An 11,814-nucleotide genomic window follows, 5' to 3' on the forward strand; every position below is an offset into this window, starting at 1 on the left:
TGGCCGCTCGCGCCGGTCGTCTCGGCGCGCGGTGCTGGCTGGTGGGGGTGGGTGTCCCGCTCTACTCGCGCCTCAGGGGACCTGAAGGCGCGAGCGAGAGCGGTTGCAGGAGATGAACACAGTTGGGACTCAGAAGAGTTGAGGTGAAGACGCAGTGGGACGCGCCTTCGAGGTTACTACAATGAGTTCTACGAACTTCCGAGATGATAAAGCTTCGGATGAATCGAGTGTCAACCAAGAGGCGGCTGCGGAGAAGACGGACGTGGGCGTCGACGTGGAAGATTCGTTCGCGGAGGACATCGTGGACGAAACGCCGGAGTTCGCGGCGTCAGTTGATCAGGAGGTCAATACGAAAGTCGAGACGAACCACCCGGAGACGGTGGTTGGACGCGAAGAGAACGAGTTCGGACACCTGCCACTGGCACAGGAAGAGCGGATTCGGGCTCGAGAAGAGGAGCTCGAGTTGATCAGTGCGAAGGCGACGTTCGGAACGCAGGAGGGACGAGAGAAGCGGACGCGAGAGGTCGTGGTCGAGCAACGCCGAGAGCGGCGGGTTGAACGGGTGGATCCCCGGTCGGAGCTGGAGCAAGAGCAGTTGGCGGAGGTCAACAAGCAATCGGTGCGAATCACGGAGACGGTTCGTGGAGGTCCAAGCCGGGCGGCAGTGAGCCGTGGACTGGCGGAGAAGGTGACCGACGGGAAGTCGATGATCGACGCAACCCTCGAGGAGATGGATGAAGTGAAGGCCGAGTCGGGAACGGTCGTGGACATTGCAGACGTGCCGGAGGTGGAGGCAGGCGAGGTAGACGTGGAAGGCGAGATCATCGAGTTGTGGGAGCCCTCGAAGTCGTCGATCAGCCAAGTGGGGCTGATCGCGGACGAGACCGAGAAGATGAAGTTCACGATCTGGAAGAACTCCTACCAGACAACAGTGAGCGAGGGAGAGACGGTGCGGATCAGGAACGCGGCGAAGAACTGGCACAACGAGCGATGCAATCTGGCCGTGACCGGCTGGAGCCGCCTCGAGTTCCCCGAACGCGGGCGGTGGTGGACCCAGGAATAGCATCGCTCCCTCTCTTTTTTTGTGTGTCTGACCACACGCTCGCTTCGCTCGCGTCCTCCCCATCCTCCTCCCTGCGGGGCGCACTAAAGTGCGCCTCCTCGGTCGTCCCTCGCGCGTTCTGCGCGCTAAAGCGCGCATTCATCACACGCCACCGCAGATAGCTGATGCAACCAGAACAGCAAGGGTAGCGCCACTGGCACACCCTTTATGAACAGTACACTGAAGGAGCTGCTTGCTACTCTTAGGCTGGTTGCAAGGAGAGATTCACGAAGAGAGTGTGTCTGTCATCCGCTCACACATAGTGCACAAGGTCTGGCTATCCGTGATTGGGATGGCCTACGCAGGCGCTTGTCGATCGTCTGCAGGCGGAGTGCGTGGGAGTGTGATATCGATATGGATCCGTTTGTAGGGAACTGTGGGCTGGACACAGCGGCCGTTGCGGTCAAGTTGGATGATACGCTCGTCGGCTAAGAGTTCGAGATCGTCGTGAACGTCGCTGACTGCTCGATCGAGGCGGTCGGCTAGTGCAGTAATGCTCTCTGGTGGGTCACGCATAGTCTCTTCGATCAGTTCGAGACGCTTGTCGGTGAGCACTCGTCGGACTTGTGCAGCAGTCGCAAATGATTTCACGTGGTCTTGTGGTGCGGTCTCCCCTGCTTCAATCTTCGCTAGTTTGTCGGTCGTTCGCTCGTGAAAGTCATCGTCACTCTCGACTGTGATCCGCAACACACTATCCGCTGGCGGCGTTGGATGGCTGTCGGTGGGGTGATCAGGCGTTTCGTTGGTCATAGATTGTGTCAACCTCGTGTTTGAACCGCTGGTAGTGCTCGGTGAGTGACTCGAATGCGACTGCCTCGATGTCCTCATCACGATGTTCGTGGTGGTTGCCTACATCGTGGTGTGGCGCGTTATCAAATCGAAGCAGCGTATTTCCCTCGGCGTCCATATACTGAAACCGGTATTTGATTCCCGTCGGATACTCCTCGCTTTCGGGGACGAGATGGGCTGTCACGACGACACGACTCCCATCGTCGTATGTGAATTCATCATCGAGCAGCGTCTCGGCCACAACCGATGTTTAGGGCCGGAGCCTAAAATAGCTTTGTGTGACCTCATCCATAGCGGACGTTTCTCTCTCACTCTTCACCCTGCCAGATTCCTCCTCCCTACCCGGTGGCACTTCTCTTCGTTCGGGCCCGACTCAGAGTCTCAAGTCTCGGTTCGAGCAAGAACGGCCGTGTGCATAGCCGGTGGCGTTGTTCGTCCCTCGAGAGGGGTAGAGGGTTTGAACGATGTCGATACAGGAATCGGTCAGTCGACTGGCGACCGCACAGGCACTCGAGACGTCGGTAAGCATCGAGGAGCGATTCCCGGCATGGGATTGTGAGCAGGGGAACGTCCGTCCGTGGGCGCTGGGCCGACAGCAGTGTGTCCTCTCGTTGGTTCGGTTCATCGTCGAGGAGATCGACGAGGCGACGTTCTCGACGCCGATGGAAGTGACGATCGCCCCGACACCGGTGTACCAGCCATCGGCGAGCTGGCACGACCGCTTCGGCGGCACGTACCAAGTGGCTGTCTACCCAAACATGAATCCAGACTGGGGATCGATCGAAACTGAAGTCTCAACGCTCGAGGAAGCACTCGAGGTCGCAGCAACCGTCTGTAGAAATCTCGAGGAGCAATACGACCTGGTGGCGGAAGACGAGCGAGAGAACGGCGAGGTCGCCCTCTCGTCGCGGGGTCCGAAGCCGATCCTCTGAGCCGAGAGCCCTACAACGAGTGTACAGCCGGTGGCGTTGTTCGACCCCTTTCAGAGGGGTAGAGGGAGAAAACAGATGGACGACGAAGATATCCCCGGATACCTGCTGTGGCGTGCGTGGAGCAACCTCAGAAACATCGACAAGGAGCAGTTGAGCGACGACGGTCGAGAGAAAGTCAACGAAGCAATCGAGCTACTTGACGAGGTGGAGGTTTGATAGCAGCTCCGTCCGCGAATGCCACAAGCGATCTCGGCCATCCGAAGAGCTAATACGATCCAGATACAATATTAATACAACCTATGCCAGTTGACTTTCGGGAATATTCGGCAGATCAAGGGCGGATCGACCTTACAGAGGGGACGAACGCACGGACCCTCCTGTCGTTCCTCCTCGAGCACCAAGGTATCGGGTTCACGCCTGCAGAACTCCACGAAGAGGCTGGTGTTGCTCGCGGGAGTGTGAGCCCAACACTGTCGCGCCTCGAACAGGCGGGGCTTGTCCGCCACGAGGGGAATTACTGGGCGGCCGCCGAGGACGATCGTCTCGCCGCCGCGAGCGCTTCAATTGTCGGTCTCGCGACGGTCGAGGAGGACTATGGCGACGACTGGTACGGCCAGAACCCAGATTGGGCTGAAGATCTTCCGGACCTCAGCGAGGAGTAGCTAGATGGCATATCCGCAAGGCGCAGTCGTCTTTGCAACGGACCCGTTCGGCGGCAATTCCGGAGGCCGGCCGTATGTGGTGCTCTCGAACGAATCCCACCCGTTCACCCACAACGAGTGTGTAGCTGCGGTCGTTACGACAACTGAGCGTGCCGCCGCGATCGAGTTGGACGAGCAGGCTTTCGAGAGGGGATCGCTTCCAAAGCGGTCGTTCGTCTCGCCGTGGTCAGTCGTGACGTTGAAAAAGTATGCCATCTCGAAACACGTTGCGACGGTCACGGACCCGGTTGTGGATGCAACGGTAGCCGAACTCACCCGATATCTCGAAACCGAGTGAGTGTCGACCCCCTCTGATCACGAAATCACTAAGGATGTCATAGATCTTCGATTGAAGTCTCGAAGCCAACCACTTCTGGCTCCATGAAGTTGTGCATGTTGGTATGCCCAGGGTTGGAGGCAACATCACCGTCGAAGAGCAACTCCACGTCGGCTAATGGGAAGCGGCCTGGGCCACTTCGACCTCAGTTGTCTCTCCTGCCCAGGCTTCTTCGAGCTCATCGACGTCCCCAAAATGGTCGGGGTCAGCATTCGGCTCGTGCCCAGTCACAACGAGACAGCCTGCGAGTGCGCTGGCTGCAACGGCCGTTCCGAGGAAGCATCGGCGCTTCATACGCTCAGGTACAAGTGAATGATCAAATAAAATTCCTGCCAACAACGTCTGATTCGCGTGAGCTACGTTATCATTGCAGACAGAATACGATCCCAAGACGACCGGCCTCGTTTTCGGAGTGGTAACTGTTCTGGTGCGTTGTTTCCAGCTCACCCCACCCACCATCTCCTACCCACCTCCAGGTTCCGGGCTGCTCACTGCGCTCTCTTCGAGCTCGTTGCGCTGCCGGACTTTCCCTAGTGTGCTCGTTCACACTTCGGGCGCCCGCACTCTTTCTCTTCGATTCGCTGTGCAGCCGGTGGCGTTGTTCGCTCCTCACGAGGAGTAGAGGGATTAAAGACGATGCAAACTGCCAGCCGGATCACGAACCCACTCGCCGTTGAGTTTACTACCGAGTCTGATTCGACCGTCGAGCAGTCCCGCTTCGACGTTTTCGACGCCCCTGAGCACACTAATACAAGCTGTGACTACTGTGGGAAGTTCGGGCTTGTTCCCACCCAGAGCTGTGAAACGGCTACTGATCTCGACGTTCAACTGATCTGCTCCGACTGCGAGAGCGCGTAACTCGACACAATCGACCAGTCTAACGGTAGTTACACCCGATCTATGTCACCATCACCATCAGCACATCCGATCGAGCGACTTGACCCGACCCAGCGGACGCTCCGACGCGCCCAGTACGAAGCCTTCGAGTTCGAACTTGTCGCACAGGGCGTCCTCGTTCGCAACGCCAGTCACGCAAATCCCGAGGACCATGAGTACCTAGTGACGATCGAGGACGGACTGCCCCACAGCTGTCCGTGCCCGGCAGACGAACACCACCAGGGCGCGTGCAAGCATCGCGTTGCAGTCGCGATCCGAACGCCCGTTCTCGAGGCTGCACGCAACGCACAGCGGATTCAAAGGCTGAGGACCAGTGAGGTACAAGCCACAGCAACTCCGCCGGCTCCGTGATTTATTCACTGTTATCACACTCGTGAATGAGAATGAATAAGCGTGTGGCCGGAGGGAGAGCGTATCATGGATGAGAAACTTATCGAGCGTGTTCTCACCGAAGAGGACGACAACCGTACGGTCACCAAAAAAGTATCAGATAAACTCGCTGGACTTCACCGTTCGTTGGCAGCGGTTGCTGAACTGATCTTGGATGTGTATTATCGGGATTTCAGGCAGATGGTTGAGAATCCGTTTGAGGTCGGATGTATGTGTCTCGTTGTTGGGTATCTGGTTGCGTTGGTAAGCTACCCACTAGCGTGGCTGGCCGGGTCGAACGCATTGTCCTTCTGGCATGTCCTTTCACCGGCTGGCTCATCGTTCGGCGAGAAGGAGATTGTCACGGAATTGGTGGGATCAGACGGATCTATTCTGTTGAGCTTGCTTCTTGACGGCAGTTTGTGGCTTTTGCCAGGGCTTGTGCACATTGGTGGTCTTCTGCTGAGCCTTGTTGGAGCGGTGCTTTTGGTGCTCTGGGCGGCCTTCAGACGGTGACATCCTCTCACCCTCAAAGCGCGCCTGTTTCACCGTAACACGAAGCCAACCGGAACAGCCCTGGACACTCAACTCCCCGCTCGGTGGTGTTGTTTCACCCTTCGGGAAGGGTGGAGGGTATCACAGATGTCACGAGCAGACGAGACGGCAGCACAGCCAGCGGAGACACCCGATGAAGCACAGTCCATCGGTGAGACGACGCCACTTCCACGACGGTTCCTCGCGACTGCCAGCGGGCCGGTCGACCGGATCACTGACTACGGTGACGAGACGACCGAGCGTGTTCACGCCGACATCTCCATCGAGTACTCGATCGAGACGCTCGAAGAGTTCGCCACGTTCTGGGGCTTCCGCGATTACCGCAGCTGGAAGCGAGCGGCTCTCGAGACTCTCCTCAAGAGACAGGAACCCGACGCTGTGACGTACGCCGTCGACGAGGATGACCTCGAAGAGTGGGACATCACGGTCGACGGACGTGTTGAGGCATTTGCGGGACTCGTCGAGACGATGGCCGACTACACAGGACGAGATCCTTCTTGGCGAGATGCAATCCCTCACCGGATTGCAGCTCGGATCAACGGTCTCACCGATGGTCGCCAGACGACTGACGACGTTCTCGAGGAGTTCGCTGACGAGCTGCACCGGGCAGAGCTGTGGGGGCATGGAGCGCACCTCGCTCTTCTGAACGTTAAACACGCCCACCACGAGCCGATTGAACAGCAGGCCGCAACGCTTGCTCGCACTCTCAGTGACGACGGGGGTGAGGAGTAATGAGCGAGCAGTCGATCAAACTTGGTGACGTCTGTTTGGATCTCGCACAGGGGCGACCAGTCCACGTGGTCACCGATACTGGCCAGACCGTAGCGGAGTGGTCCGAGGCAAACAACTACAATCTGCTCGATAATTACGGGAACTCACGATTCGACGCAACCAACGACGATCGCGTGTTCGATGTCGTCTACTGTTCAAATCTGAAGTCCAGACCCTCGAAAACATACGCATATCCGGAGTCGCGGCTTGGCCGCATCGAAAGCGAGGCAGCCGATGCTGGCCGTCAGGTCGCCGACCGTGTGGTCGTCACTGTCCTTGAAGAGCTGTTCGAACGAGCAGCCACGGACGACGATGGAGCCGTGACCGTCCTCGAGCACTATGCAACTGACGTCGGATATGAGGATGAGGCCGCTGAAGCGCGTGAACTGGCTGAGGTCGATCGGATCATCGAAGATGAGATCTGATGATGGCCGATCTGCTGACGTACGTCGACGAGATTGACGCACCCGAGGACACGCTCACCGACTCGCAAGTGTGGGCGCTTCGCCAGGGCGTTCAGGCGGCGATCAATCGCGGTGACGAGAGTCTCTCACTCCCGTCGAGAGCGCTCTTACCGGGTCGATGGCATCATTGGGGCATCGGCGTCTCTGTCTGGGTCCACAACAGCGGCGTCGTCGTCCTCCAGAAGGATGGGAACACGATTGTGACCGATATCTCGATGCTCGAGCACGTCTCAGGGGTGTTGGCTGGAGCCCACGCCAGGATTGGTCGCGTGACGCGGATCGGTCCAGAGAGGGGTGACGGGTGATGGCGATCGTCGACACTGAAGAGCGGTACGCTGGTGCGTTCGACACGGTGAAGTGTGCTGTCTGTGGCTCCGACGAATGGACACACCTTGTCTATCAAGGCGTTTTCTGTGCGACCTGCAACACTCGGTGTACGCTGCGTGAACCGTCTGGCGACCAGGGCTTCATCGCTGAGTTCGACAGCCAGTACACGTGGTCTGTCGAAGAGGCTGAGCCGATTCCCGAGACTGATGAGTACGGCGCGCTCGCATCGGGCAAATGGCTTGGGTCCAAATCTCGTGGCTACGATCGCTACTGGTTTTTGGCGTATGCAGACCACGTTGACGGACATGAGAACGAATGGGAGCCAGCGTGGGATCGAGAGACAGTGACCGCAGAAGCTGACTAGAGCTCAATCAGGCACGAAGAGACCCAGCGACAGCACTGGACGCCCAGCTCCCCGCTCGGTGGTGTTATTCTCCCCTCGAAGAGGGGTGGAGGGTTTGAACCGATGAACCAGTTCAGAACCATCGACCGAGTAGTACAGCGAGCCGAATACGACGAAACTGACGTGGGCCGAGAACTGCGCCTGCGTGCGGAAGCCGAGATGACTGCTCGTACAGAGCGAGTGGTTCCCGACGGCGGGACCGTAGCCGCCGAGGCTACTCAGAGTGAGTCCGAGAAATCGACGTACACGCGGCATGTCGAACCCCCGGAACAGGGTGGGAAGATGTACGTCCGGTGTACGTACTGCGAACGCGAGCTGCTGGTCGAACTCGGTGGACAGGACAACCTGTCGCATGCGCCCGGCTGCCCGGAGCGTGAGTCGCGATGAGCGAGTCTAATGGCTGGTCTGACGAACGAGTGCAAGCCGAACTCGAAGCAGTACTAGCCGATCTGCAAACGCTCGAGGAGCACCTGGCCGAGCCGTTGACTCTCGCAGATGCAATCGCCGAACTCGAGACGACGATCACCATGTACGAACATGCGGCTGTGGAGGTGTGACGATGCCGAAATGTTCGAACTGTAGTGCGCACGTCACAGAACAGTACAAGCGGGTCTTTTCGGACAACACCGGAACGCTCTATGCCTGTCCGAACTGCCGATCCCAACGGGCGAGATTGTCAGGAGCAGGGGCCGGGGTAGCCGTGGAGGTGAATCATGACAACTAGGCAAGCCGAATACGAGTGGTCGGAAACGCCGCCGAGCATCGCAATTATCGAAGCAATCGCGAGTCTCGAAAACTGCCCGTCAACCGAGCTGGGGCCAACCCACGAGATCGTCCTGTCCGAGACGATCGACCCCGAAGCGCTCGATCAACTTGTCACAACCAGCGAATCGGTGTCAGTCGCGTTCTCGGTCGGTGAGTATGACGTCAAACTTACCGAGAAGATGCTGCTCGTTCGCGACACCTGAGACGCGAACGGTCGATCAGCAGGGAGTCGTGCGTACTGTATACTCTGTCTTCGTTTTGACTGTACCACTTGGGTTCTCTGTGGTGTTGCTCACCCCCTCAGAGGGGTGGAGGGTGCGTGTACAAGCAATACGCGCTCTCCAAGACGTGATCACCATGCCACTCTTAGATGTGTACGAACGCGCGTTCGACGAAGATGTACCCCACTCTGAGCAGCCGCCTGTCGGAGACGGGGACAGCGAGGAGCAGATACTGCCCGACGACGGACTCAGCGCAGACAGCAACGCCGAGGAGGGCCGATCCTCACCATGACGGTCGAGATGCCAGAACACACGTCAGGACGGCAAGTACGCGCCGCCGAGCGCCTCCACGAGTTCGTGGTGAACGAGCTTCGGATGACTACCGAAGACGTCCTCGTGCGTATCCACGCCGACGGGACGATCACCGTCCAGCTCGCCGACAGCATTGGGTACGGAGCCGAGCCAGACGTCAAGACACTCGGGCTTCCCAGAGGCCACTGTGGCTTTCTCGGTAGCTACGATGATGCGCCGGGACTGTCGATCGATCTCCACCGCGATTACGTCAACGAGACCGACGATGCATCGATCCGCCGTGACGCACTCACCATCCTCGAGGTGCTCTCTAAGGAGGTCTGGGGCACTCGACACCGAGTAGGATCAGAGTGACCAAAGATGGTAGGCTCCCACTGTGCCGAATGTGGATATGAGGGACCGAAAGAGGGTCCGCTGCCCCAGCGCGGCTCGGATGTGATTCCGATCTACGAGTGTCCGAATTGTGGTAACATCGCAGCGATCGGCTGCTCGTGTGACGATCCCGAACGCCATCGACCATCCACCAGTCAGTGAACTCCTGGCCAGTGGTGTTGGTCCTCCTCAAAGAGAGGTGGAGTCTCTCGAGAAGAGTGGTGCGTCGTTCGGCGAACTCACCGCTGCACAGCGCATTCGGGGCTGTGGACGAGAAAGAGAGAGAAGAGTCAACTCATTGTCTCGGCGGCAGGGGAGCAAAACGTACGGAAAGCGTGGGTGAGGGTGCCTCTGACAGGCCACAGCTGAACGGTCTTCCCAAATGTGTGTTAACTAATACGTGAAAATAACTCTTTTGATCTGTCGACAAGATTCGTTTCACTTTCACTCCACTACCCGGAGATTAACGAGGGTAGGGATAAGAGCGAAAATTGACGACACACCGAGGAGTTCCACGACACCATGAACTACGACGATGACGATCGCTGGGAGTTCGCTCCCGAAGACGAAGGAAGTATTGCCCCTGATGCGACCGACTCGAGAGCCGTCGACGACGGTAGCTACGAACATGTCGACGACTCGCTCGAGAACGGTCACGTAGGGTATCCAAACGCTCCTGAACCAGCGTCTCACGAGGACGACTCCACCGCTGAGAATCGGTGCGAGTGTGGCACAGAGATCGCTCACGATCGAACAAAGTGCGACTGCTGCCTCACGAACAGCCTCGACTATGGTGATCTGGCGGTCGAGCCTGACACCGAGCGCAAGCTCACTGGACTGATTCATGTCCTCATCGACGCGAAAACCGAGCACAACGCCATTAGCAAAGCCAAGGCCGTCTTCAAAGGATTAACAGGCGATCCCTTCACCACTTCTATCGACGGTATCGACGAGTGCGAAGTGATCGCTGACCTCGAGGGCAAGCTTGTCACGCGCTTCACTCGTGAATGGGGCCAGTTGCCTGGTGCCGCTGCCGTCGATGCGACTGAAGGACAGCGCCAGCTCGATATCATCCGCCAGAACGCAGGCCACGACTACACTACAGCTGCTGAGGAGAGCACCAACAACACCGAGAAAAACCGACCGACGCTCGAGCCAGTGCTGTTCGACGCTGAAGGCAAGCCGATCACTGACATCGAGGAGGTCGGCCAGCTGATCGCTGGCGGTACGCTCGAGCGAACTAGTCCCAACTGGGATATTGACGAATACCCACGACGGGACGAGCCAACACGCACCTGGATCGTTCCCGCGATCGCCCTCGAACACGTCTCCCCACCGGATCGCTCCGAGAGCTCTCCTCGCGAGGGACGAACTCGTCGGAATTTGGAGTGTCGATCGTGTGGTGAGACGACGCGCCACACATTCGGTGGCTTCGATGAAGTGCCAGTTCCAGAGATCCCCGACACACCGATCTGGGAGTGTAGACGGTGTCAGTCTTCCCGACACGGGCCGGACCCTGACAGACCGAAAACGGACACATCCCACCATTGAAATGGAAGAATTGACATACATTGCTGATCCGGTGGAGACGCTGTGTATCGAAAATGTGGTCGGCTCAACCAGCCTTGAGCAAGAACTCGATCTCGAAAGCCTCGCTGATGATCTCGAAGACGTCTCATACGATCCGGAGCAATTTCCGGGGTTGGTTTATCGAACGACCGATTCGAAGGCAACGTCGCTGATCTTTCGATCGGGCAAACTCGTCTGTACTGGTGCGTCATCAGTTGCCGATCTCGAAGACGCAGTCCGAATCACGATAGAGAAATTTCGGTCATTAGGCATTGCGGTGCCAGCTGATCCAGAGGTGACAGTCCAAAATATCGTGACGAGTGGTGATTTCGGGACTCGACTCAATCTCAATGCGATTGCGATCGGCCTTGGGTTAGAAGCAGTCGAGTACGAACCAGAACAATTCCCGGGGTTGGTCTATCGATTGGACGAGCCGGATGTCGTCGCCTTACTGTTCGGCAGCGGCAAACTCGTGATTACAGGTGGTGAACACCCGACAGACGCAGAAGCAGCGATTGAGACGGTTCAGACACGGTTACTCGAGCTCGAGCTCCTGGAGACGTGACCTGCGTGGGGGCAGATCAACAATCGAGAATGATTATCACTCTAAAACACCAACACGAGTCATGGACGACGTGAACATCTCTGATGAAGAGTATCCGCAAGAACTCTTAGACGCACACTATATCGAGGATAGCAGGGTTCACCGACCTGCCGATAATGTAATTCACGGTCTTGAGGCCCTCCTAGTCGAAGAAGGGGTGTTTCAGGAAATGAGCCCTGGAGAGTTCCCAGCCTGTGATCGGTGGTGGAAAATATCAGAATACATCGAGCCCCTCTCACAAGAAGAGCTATATCAGGAACGCTCATCCCGATACATTGTAACATAGGAGTTTCTCGAACCAGTCGGTCGGTAAGTTGAGCTTCA

At 57.7% G+C, this 11,814-nt stretch carries 22 protein-coding genes; 20 read left to right on the forward strand and 2 right to left on the reverse strand.

Features of this window, described 5'->3' with window-relative positions:
* Nucleotides 1-181: 181 nt before the first annotated feature.
* Nucleotides 182-1,063, forward strand: a complete 882-nt coding sequence (locus PGX04_RS00250) for a DNA-binding protein (protein ID WP_273736683.1) — start codon at nucleotides 182-184, stop codon at nucleotides 1,061-1,063.
* 336 nt (nucleotides 1,064-1,399) lie between these two features.
* Here the strand turns inward: PGX04_RS00250 and PGX04_RS00255 are convergent, their stop codons facing one another.
* Together PGX04_RS00255 and PGX04_RS00260 are read right to left on the reverse strand one after the other, a co-directional pair.
* Nucleotides 1,400-1,852 carry an HVO_A0114 family putative DNA-binding protein gene (locus PGX04_RS00255; RefSeq protein WP_273736684.1) on the reverse strand — a complete coding sequence of 151 codons (453 nt, stop codon included), beginning with the start codon at nucleotides 1,850-1,852 and terminating at the stop codon, nucleotides 1,400-1,402.
* Nucleotides 1,833-2,132 (reverse strand): toxin-antitoxin system TumE family protein, encoded by a 300-nt coding sequence (locus PGX04_RS00260; protein WP_273736685.1) that lies wholly within the window; start codon nucleotides 2,130-2,132, stop codon nucleotides 1,833-1,835. Before PGX04_RS00260 ends, PGX04_RS00255 begins: the two co-directional genes overlap by 20 nt.
* A 223-nt stretch (nucleotides 2,133-2,355) precedes the next feature.
* Here PGX04_RS00260 and PGX04_RS00265 point away from each other — a divergent pair, with 223 nt between their 5' ends.
* From PGX04_RS00265 to PGX04_RS00350, 19 genes are all read left to right on the forward strand, one after another.
* Entirely contained in the window at nucleotides 2,356-2,823 is a 468-nt protein-coding gene (locus tag PGX04_RS00265; protein WP_273736686.1) for a hypothetical protein, read from the forward strand.
* A gap of 75 nt (nucleotides 2,824-2,898) precedes the next feature.
* Nucleotides 2,899-3,039: a DUF8012 family protein gene (locus PGX04_RS00270; RefSeq protein WP_273736687.1), complete on the forward strand. Its 141-nt coding sequence runs from the start codon at nucleotides 2,899-2,901 to the stop codon at nucleotides 3,037-3,039.
* Nucleotides 3,040-3,122: 83 nt separating this feature from the next.
* Nucleotides 3,123-3,485 (forward strand): MarR family transcriptional regulator, encoded by a 363-nt coding sequence (locus tag PGX04_RS00275; RefSeq protein ID WP_273736688.1) that lies wholly within the window; start codon nucleotides 3,123-3,125, stop codon nucleotides 3,483-3,485.
* Nucleotides 3,486-3,489: 4 nt separating this feature from the next.
* Nucleotides 3,490-3,822, forward strand: coding sequence for a type II toxin-antitoxin system PemK/MazF family toxin (locus tag PGX04_RS00280; RefSeq protein ID WP_273736689.1), 333 nt, complete (start codon nucleotides 3,490-3,492; stop codon nucleotides 3,820-3,822).
* 939 nt (nucleotides 3,823-4,761) lie between these two features.
* Nucleotides 4,762-5,109 (forward strand): SWIM zinc finger family protein, encoded by a 348-nt coding sequence (locus tag PGX04_RS00285; protein ID WP_273736690.1) that lies wholly within the window; start codon nucleotides 4,762-4,764, stop codon nucleotides 5,107-5,109.
* Between the two features lie 66 nt (nucleotides 5,110-5,175).
* Nucleotides 5,176-5,643 (forward strand): hypothetical protein, encoded by a 468-nt coding sequence (locus PGX04_RS00290; protein ID WP_273736691.1) that lies wholly within the window; start codon nucleotides 5,176-5,178, stop codon nucleotides 5,641-5,643.
* A gap of 126 nt (nucleotides 5,644-5,769) precedes the next feature.
* The gene (locus PGX04_RS00295) at nucleotides 5,770-6,414 is read left to right on the forward strand and encodes a hypothetical protein (RefSeq protein WP_273736693.1); all 645 of its coding nucleotides are present in this window, start codon (nucleotides 5,770-5,772) and stop codon (nucleotides 6,412-6,414) included.
* On the forward strand, nucleotides 6,414-6,878 hold the full coding sequence (locus PGX04_RS00300) for a hypothetical protein (protein WP_273736695.1): 465 nt from the start codon (nucleotides 6,414-6,416) through the stop codon (nucleotides 6,876-6,878). Before PGX04_RS00295 ends, PGX04_RS00300 begins: the two co-directional genes overlap by 1 nt.
* Before the next feature lie 2 nt (nucleotides 6,879-6,880).
* Nucleotides 6,881-7,222 carry a hypothetical protein gene (locus PGX04_RS00305; protein WP_273736696.1) on the forward strand — a complete coding sequence of 114 codons (342 nt, stop codon included), beginning with the start codon at nucleotides 6,881-6,883 and terminating at the stop codon, nucleotides 7,220-7,222.
* Nucleotides 7,222-7,608 carry a DUF7567 family protein gene (locus tag PGX04_RS00310; protein WP_273736697.1) on the forward strand — a complete coding sequence of 129 codons (387 nt, stop codon included), beginning with the start codon at nucleotides 7,222-7,224 and terminating at the stop codon, nucleotides 7,606-7,608. The genes PGX04_RS00305 and PGX04_RS00310 overlap by 1 nt, the downstream gene beginning before the upstream one ends.
* Nucleotides 7,609-7,710: 102 nt before the next feature.
* On the forward strand, nucleotides 7,711-8,034 hold the full coding sequence (locus PGX04_RS00315) for a DUF8118 domain-containing protein (protein WP_273736698.1): 324 nt from the start codon (nucleotides 7,711-7,713) through the stop codon (nucleotides 8,032-8,034).
* Entirely contained in the window at nucleotides 8,031-8,204 is a 174-nt protein-coding gene (locus PGX04_RS00320; RefSeq protein ID WP_273736699.1) for a hypothetical protein, read from the forward strand. The genes PGX04_RS00315 and PGX04_RS00320 overlap by 4 nt, the downstream gene beginning before the upstream one ends.
* Nucleotides 8,205-8,206: 2 nt before the next feature.
* Entirely contained in the window at nucleotides 8,207-8,371 is a 165-nt protein-coding gene (locus PGX04_RS34240; protein WP_425498419.1) for a DUF7563 family protein, read from the forward strand.
* Nucleotides 8,361-8,615, forward strand: a complete 255-nt coding sequence (locus PGX04_RS00325) for a HalOD1 output domain-containing protein (protein ID WP_273736700.1) — start codon at nucleotides 8,361-8,363, stop codon at nucleotides 8,613-8,615. The genes PGX04_RS34240 and PGX04_RS00325 overlap by 11 nt, the downstream gene beginning before the upstream one ends.
* A gap of 154 nt (nucleotides 8,616-8,769) precedes the next feature.
* The gene (locus PGX04_RS00330) at nucleotides 8,770-8,925 is read left to right on the forward strand and encodes a hypothetical protein (RefSeq protein ID WP_273736701.1); all 156 of its coding nucleotides are present in this window, start codon (nucleotides 8,770-8,772) and stop codon (nucleotides 8,923-8,925) included.
* On the forward strand, nucleotides 8,922-9,299 hold the full coding sequence (locus PGX04_RS00335) for a hypothetical protein (RefSeq protein ID WP_273736702.1): 378 nt from the start codon (nucleotides 8,922-8,924) through the stop codon (nucleotides 9,297-9,299). Before PGX04_RS00330 ends, PGX04_RS00335 begins: the two co-directional genes overlap by 4 nt.
* Before the next feature lie 540 nt (nucleotides 9,300-9,839).
* Nucleotides 9,840-10,868: a DUF7995 family protein gene (locus PGX04_RS00340; protein ID WP_273736703.1), complete on the forward strand. Its 1,029-nt coding sequence runs from the start codon at nucleotides 9,840-9,842 to the stop codon at nucleotides 10,866-10,868.
* A 19-nt stretch (nucleotides 10,869-10,887) separates the two neighbouring features.
* Entirely contained in the window at nucleotides 10,888-11,451 is a 564-nt protein-coding gene (locus PGX04_RS00345) for a TATA-box-binding protein (RefSeq protein WP_273736705.1), read from the forward strand.
* A gap of 61 nt (nucleotides 11,452-11,512) precedes the next feature.
* A complete protein-coding gene (locus tag PGX04_RS00350) occupies nucleotides 11,513-11,776 on the forward strand; it encodes a hypothetical protein (protein ID WP_273736704.1) in 264 nt (87 codons plus the stop codon).
* The last annotated feature ends 38 nt before the right edge of the window (nucleotides 11,777-11,814 follow it).

Source organism: Natrinema soli (assembly GCF_028618695.1).

What these genes read in the sequence shown, in the direction of transcription:
- PGX04_RS00250 (WP_273736683.1), top strand. Translation starts at nt 182, where the DNA reads ATGAGTTCTACGAACTTCCGAGATGATAAAGCTTCGGATGAATCGAGT.
- PGX04_RS00255 (WP_273736684.1), bottom strand. Translation starts at nt 1,852, where the DNA reads ATGACCAACGAAACGCCTGATCACCCCACCGACAGCCATCCAACGCCG.
- PGX04_RS00265 (WP_273736686.1), top strand. Translation starts at nt 2,356, where the DNA reads ATGTCGATACAGGAATCGGTCAGTCGACTGGCGACCGCACAGGCACTC.
- PGX04_RS00270 (WP_273736687.1), top strand. Translation starts at nt 2,899, where the DNA reads ATGGACGACGAAGATATCCCCGGATACCTGCTGTGGCGTGCGTGGAGC.
- PGX04_RS00275 (WP_273736688.1), top strand. Translation starts at nt 3,123, where the DNA reads ATGCCAGTTGACTTTCGGGAATATTCGGCAGATCAAGGGCGGATCGAC.
- PGX04_RS00280 (WP_273736689.1), top strand. Translation starts at nt 3,490, where the DNA reads ATGGCATATCCGCAAGGCGCAGTCGTCTTTGCAACGGACCCGTTCGGC.
- PGX04_RS00285 (WP_273736690.1), top strand. Translation starts at nt 4,762, where the DNA reads ATGTCACCATCACCATCAGCACATCCGATCGAGCGACTTGACCCGACC.
- PGX04_RS00290 (WP_273736691.1), top strand. Translation starts at nt 5,176, where the DNA reads ATGGATGAGAAACTTATCGAGCGTGTTCTCACCGAAGAGGACGACAAC.
- PGX04_RS00295 (WP_273736693.1), top strand. Translation starts at nt 5,770, where the DNA reads ATGTCACGAGCAGACGAGACGGCAGCACAGCCAGCGGAGACACCCGAT.
- PGX04_RS00300 (WP_273736695.1), top strand. Translation starts at nt 6,414, where the DNA reads ATGAGCGAGCAGTCGATCAAACTTGGTGACGTCTGTTTGGATCTCGCA.
- PGX04_RS00305 (WP_273736696.1), top strand. Translation starts at nt 6,881, where the DNA reads ATGGCCGATCTGCTGACGTACGTCGACGAGATTGACGCACCCGAGGAC.
- PGX04_RS00310 (WP_273736697.1), top strand. Translation starts at nt 7,222, where the DNA reads ATGGCGATCGTCGACACTGAAGAGCGGTACGCTGGTGCGTTCGACACG.
- PGX04_RS00315 (WP_273736698.1), top strand. Translation starts at nt 7,711, where the DNA reads ATGAACCAGTTCAGAACCATCGACCGAGTAGTACAGCGAGCCGAATAC.
- PGX04_RS00320 (WP_273736699.1), top strand. Translation starts at nt 8,031, where the DNA reads ATGAGCGAGTCTAATGGCTGGTCTGACGAACGAGTGCAAGCCGAACTC.
- PGX04_RS34240 (WP_425498419.1), top strand. Translation starts at nt 8,207, where the DNA reads ATGCCGAAATGTTCGAACTGTAGTGCGCACGTCACAGAACAGTACAAG.
- PGX04_RS00325 (WP_273736700.1), top strand. Translation starts at nt 8,361, where the DNA reads ATGACAACTAGGCAAGCCGAATACGAGTGGTCGGAAACGCCGCCGAGC.
- PGX04_RS00330 (WP_273736701.1), top strand. Translation starts at nt 8,770, where the DNA reads ATGCCACTCTTAGATGTGTACGAACGCGCGTTCGACGAAGATGTACCC.
- PGX04_RS00335 (WP_273736702.1), top strand. Translation starts at nt 8,922, where the DNA reads ATGACGGTCGAGATGCCAGAACACACGTCAGGACGGCAAGTACGCGCC.
- PGX04_RS00340 (WP_273736703.1), top strand. Translation starts at nt 9,840, where the DNA reads ATGAACTACGACGATGACGATCGCTGGGAGTTCGCTCCCGAAGACGAA.
- PGX04_RS00350 (WP_273736704.1), top strand. Translation starts at nt 11,513, where the DNA reads ATGGACGACGTGAACATCTCTGATGAAGAGTATCCGCAAGAACTCTTA.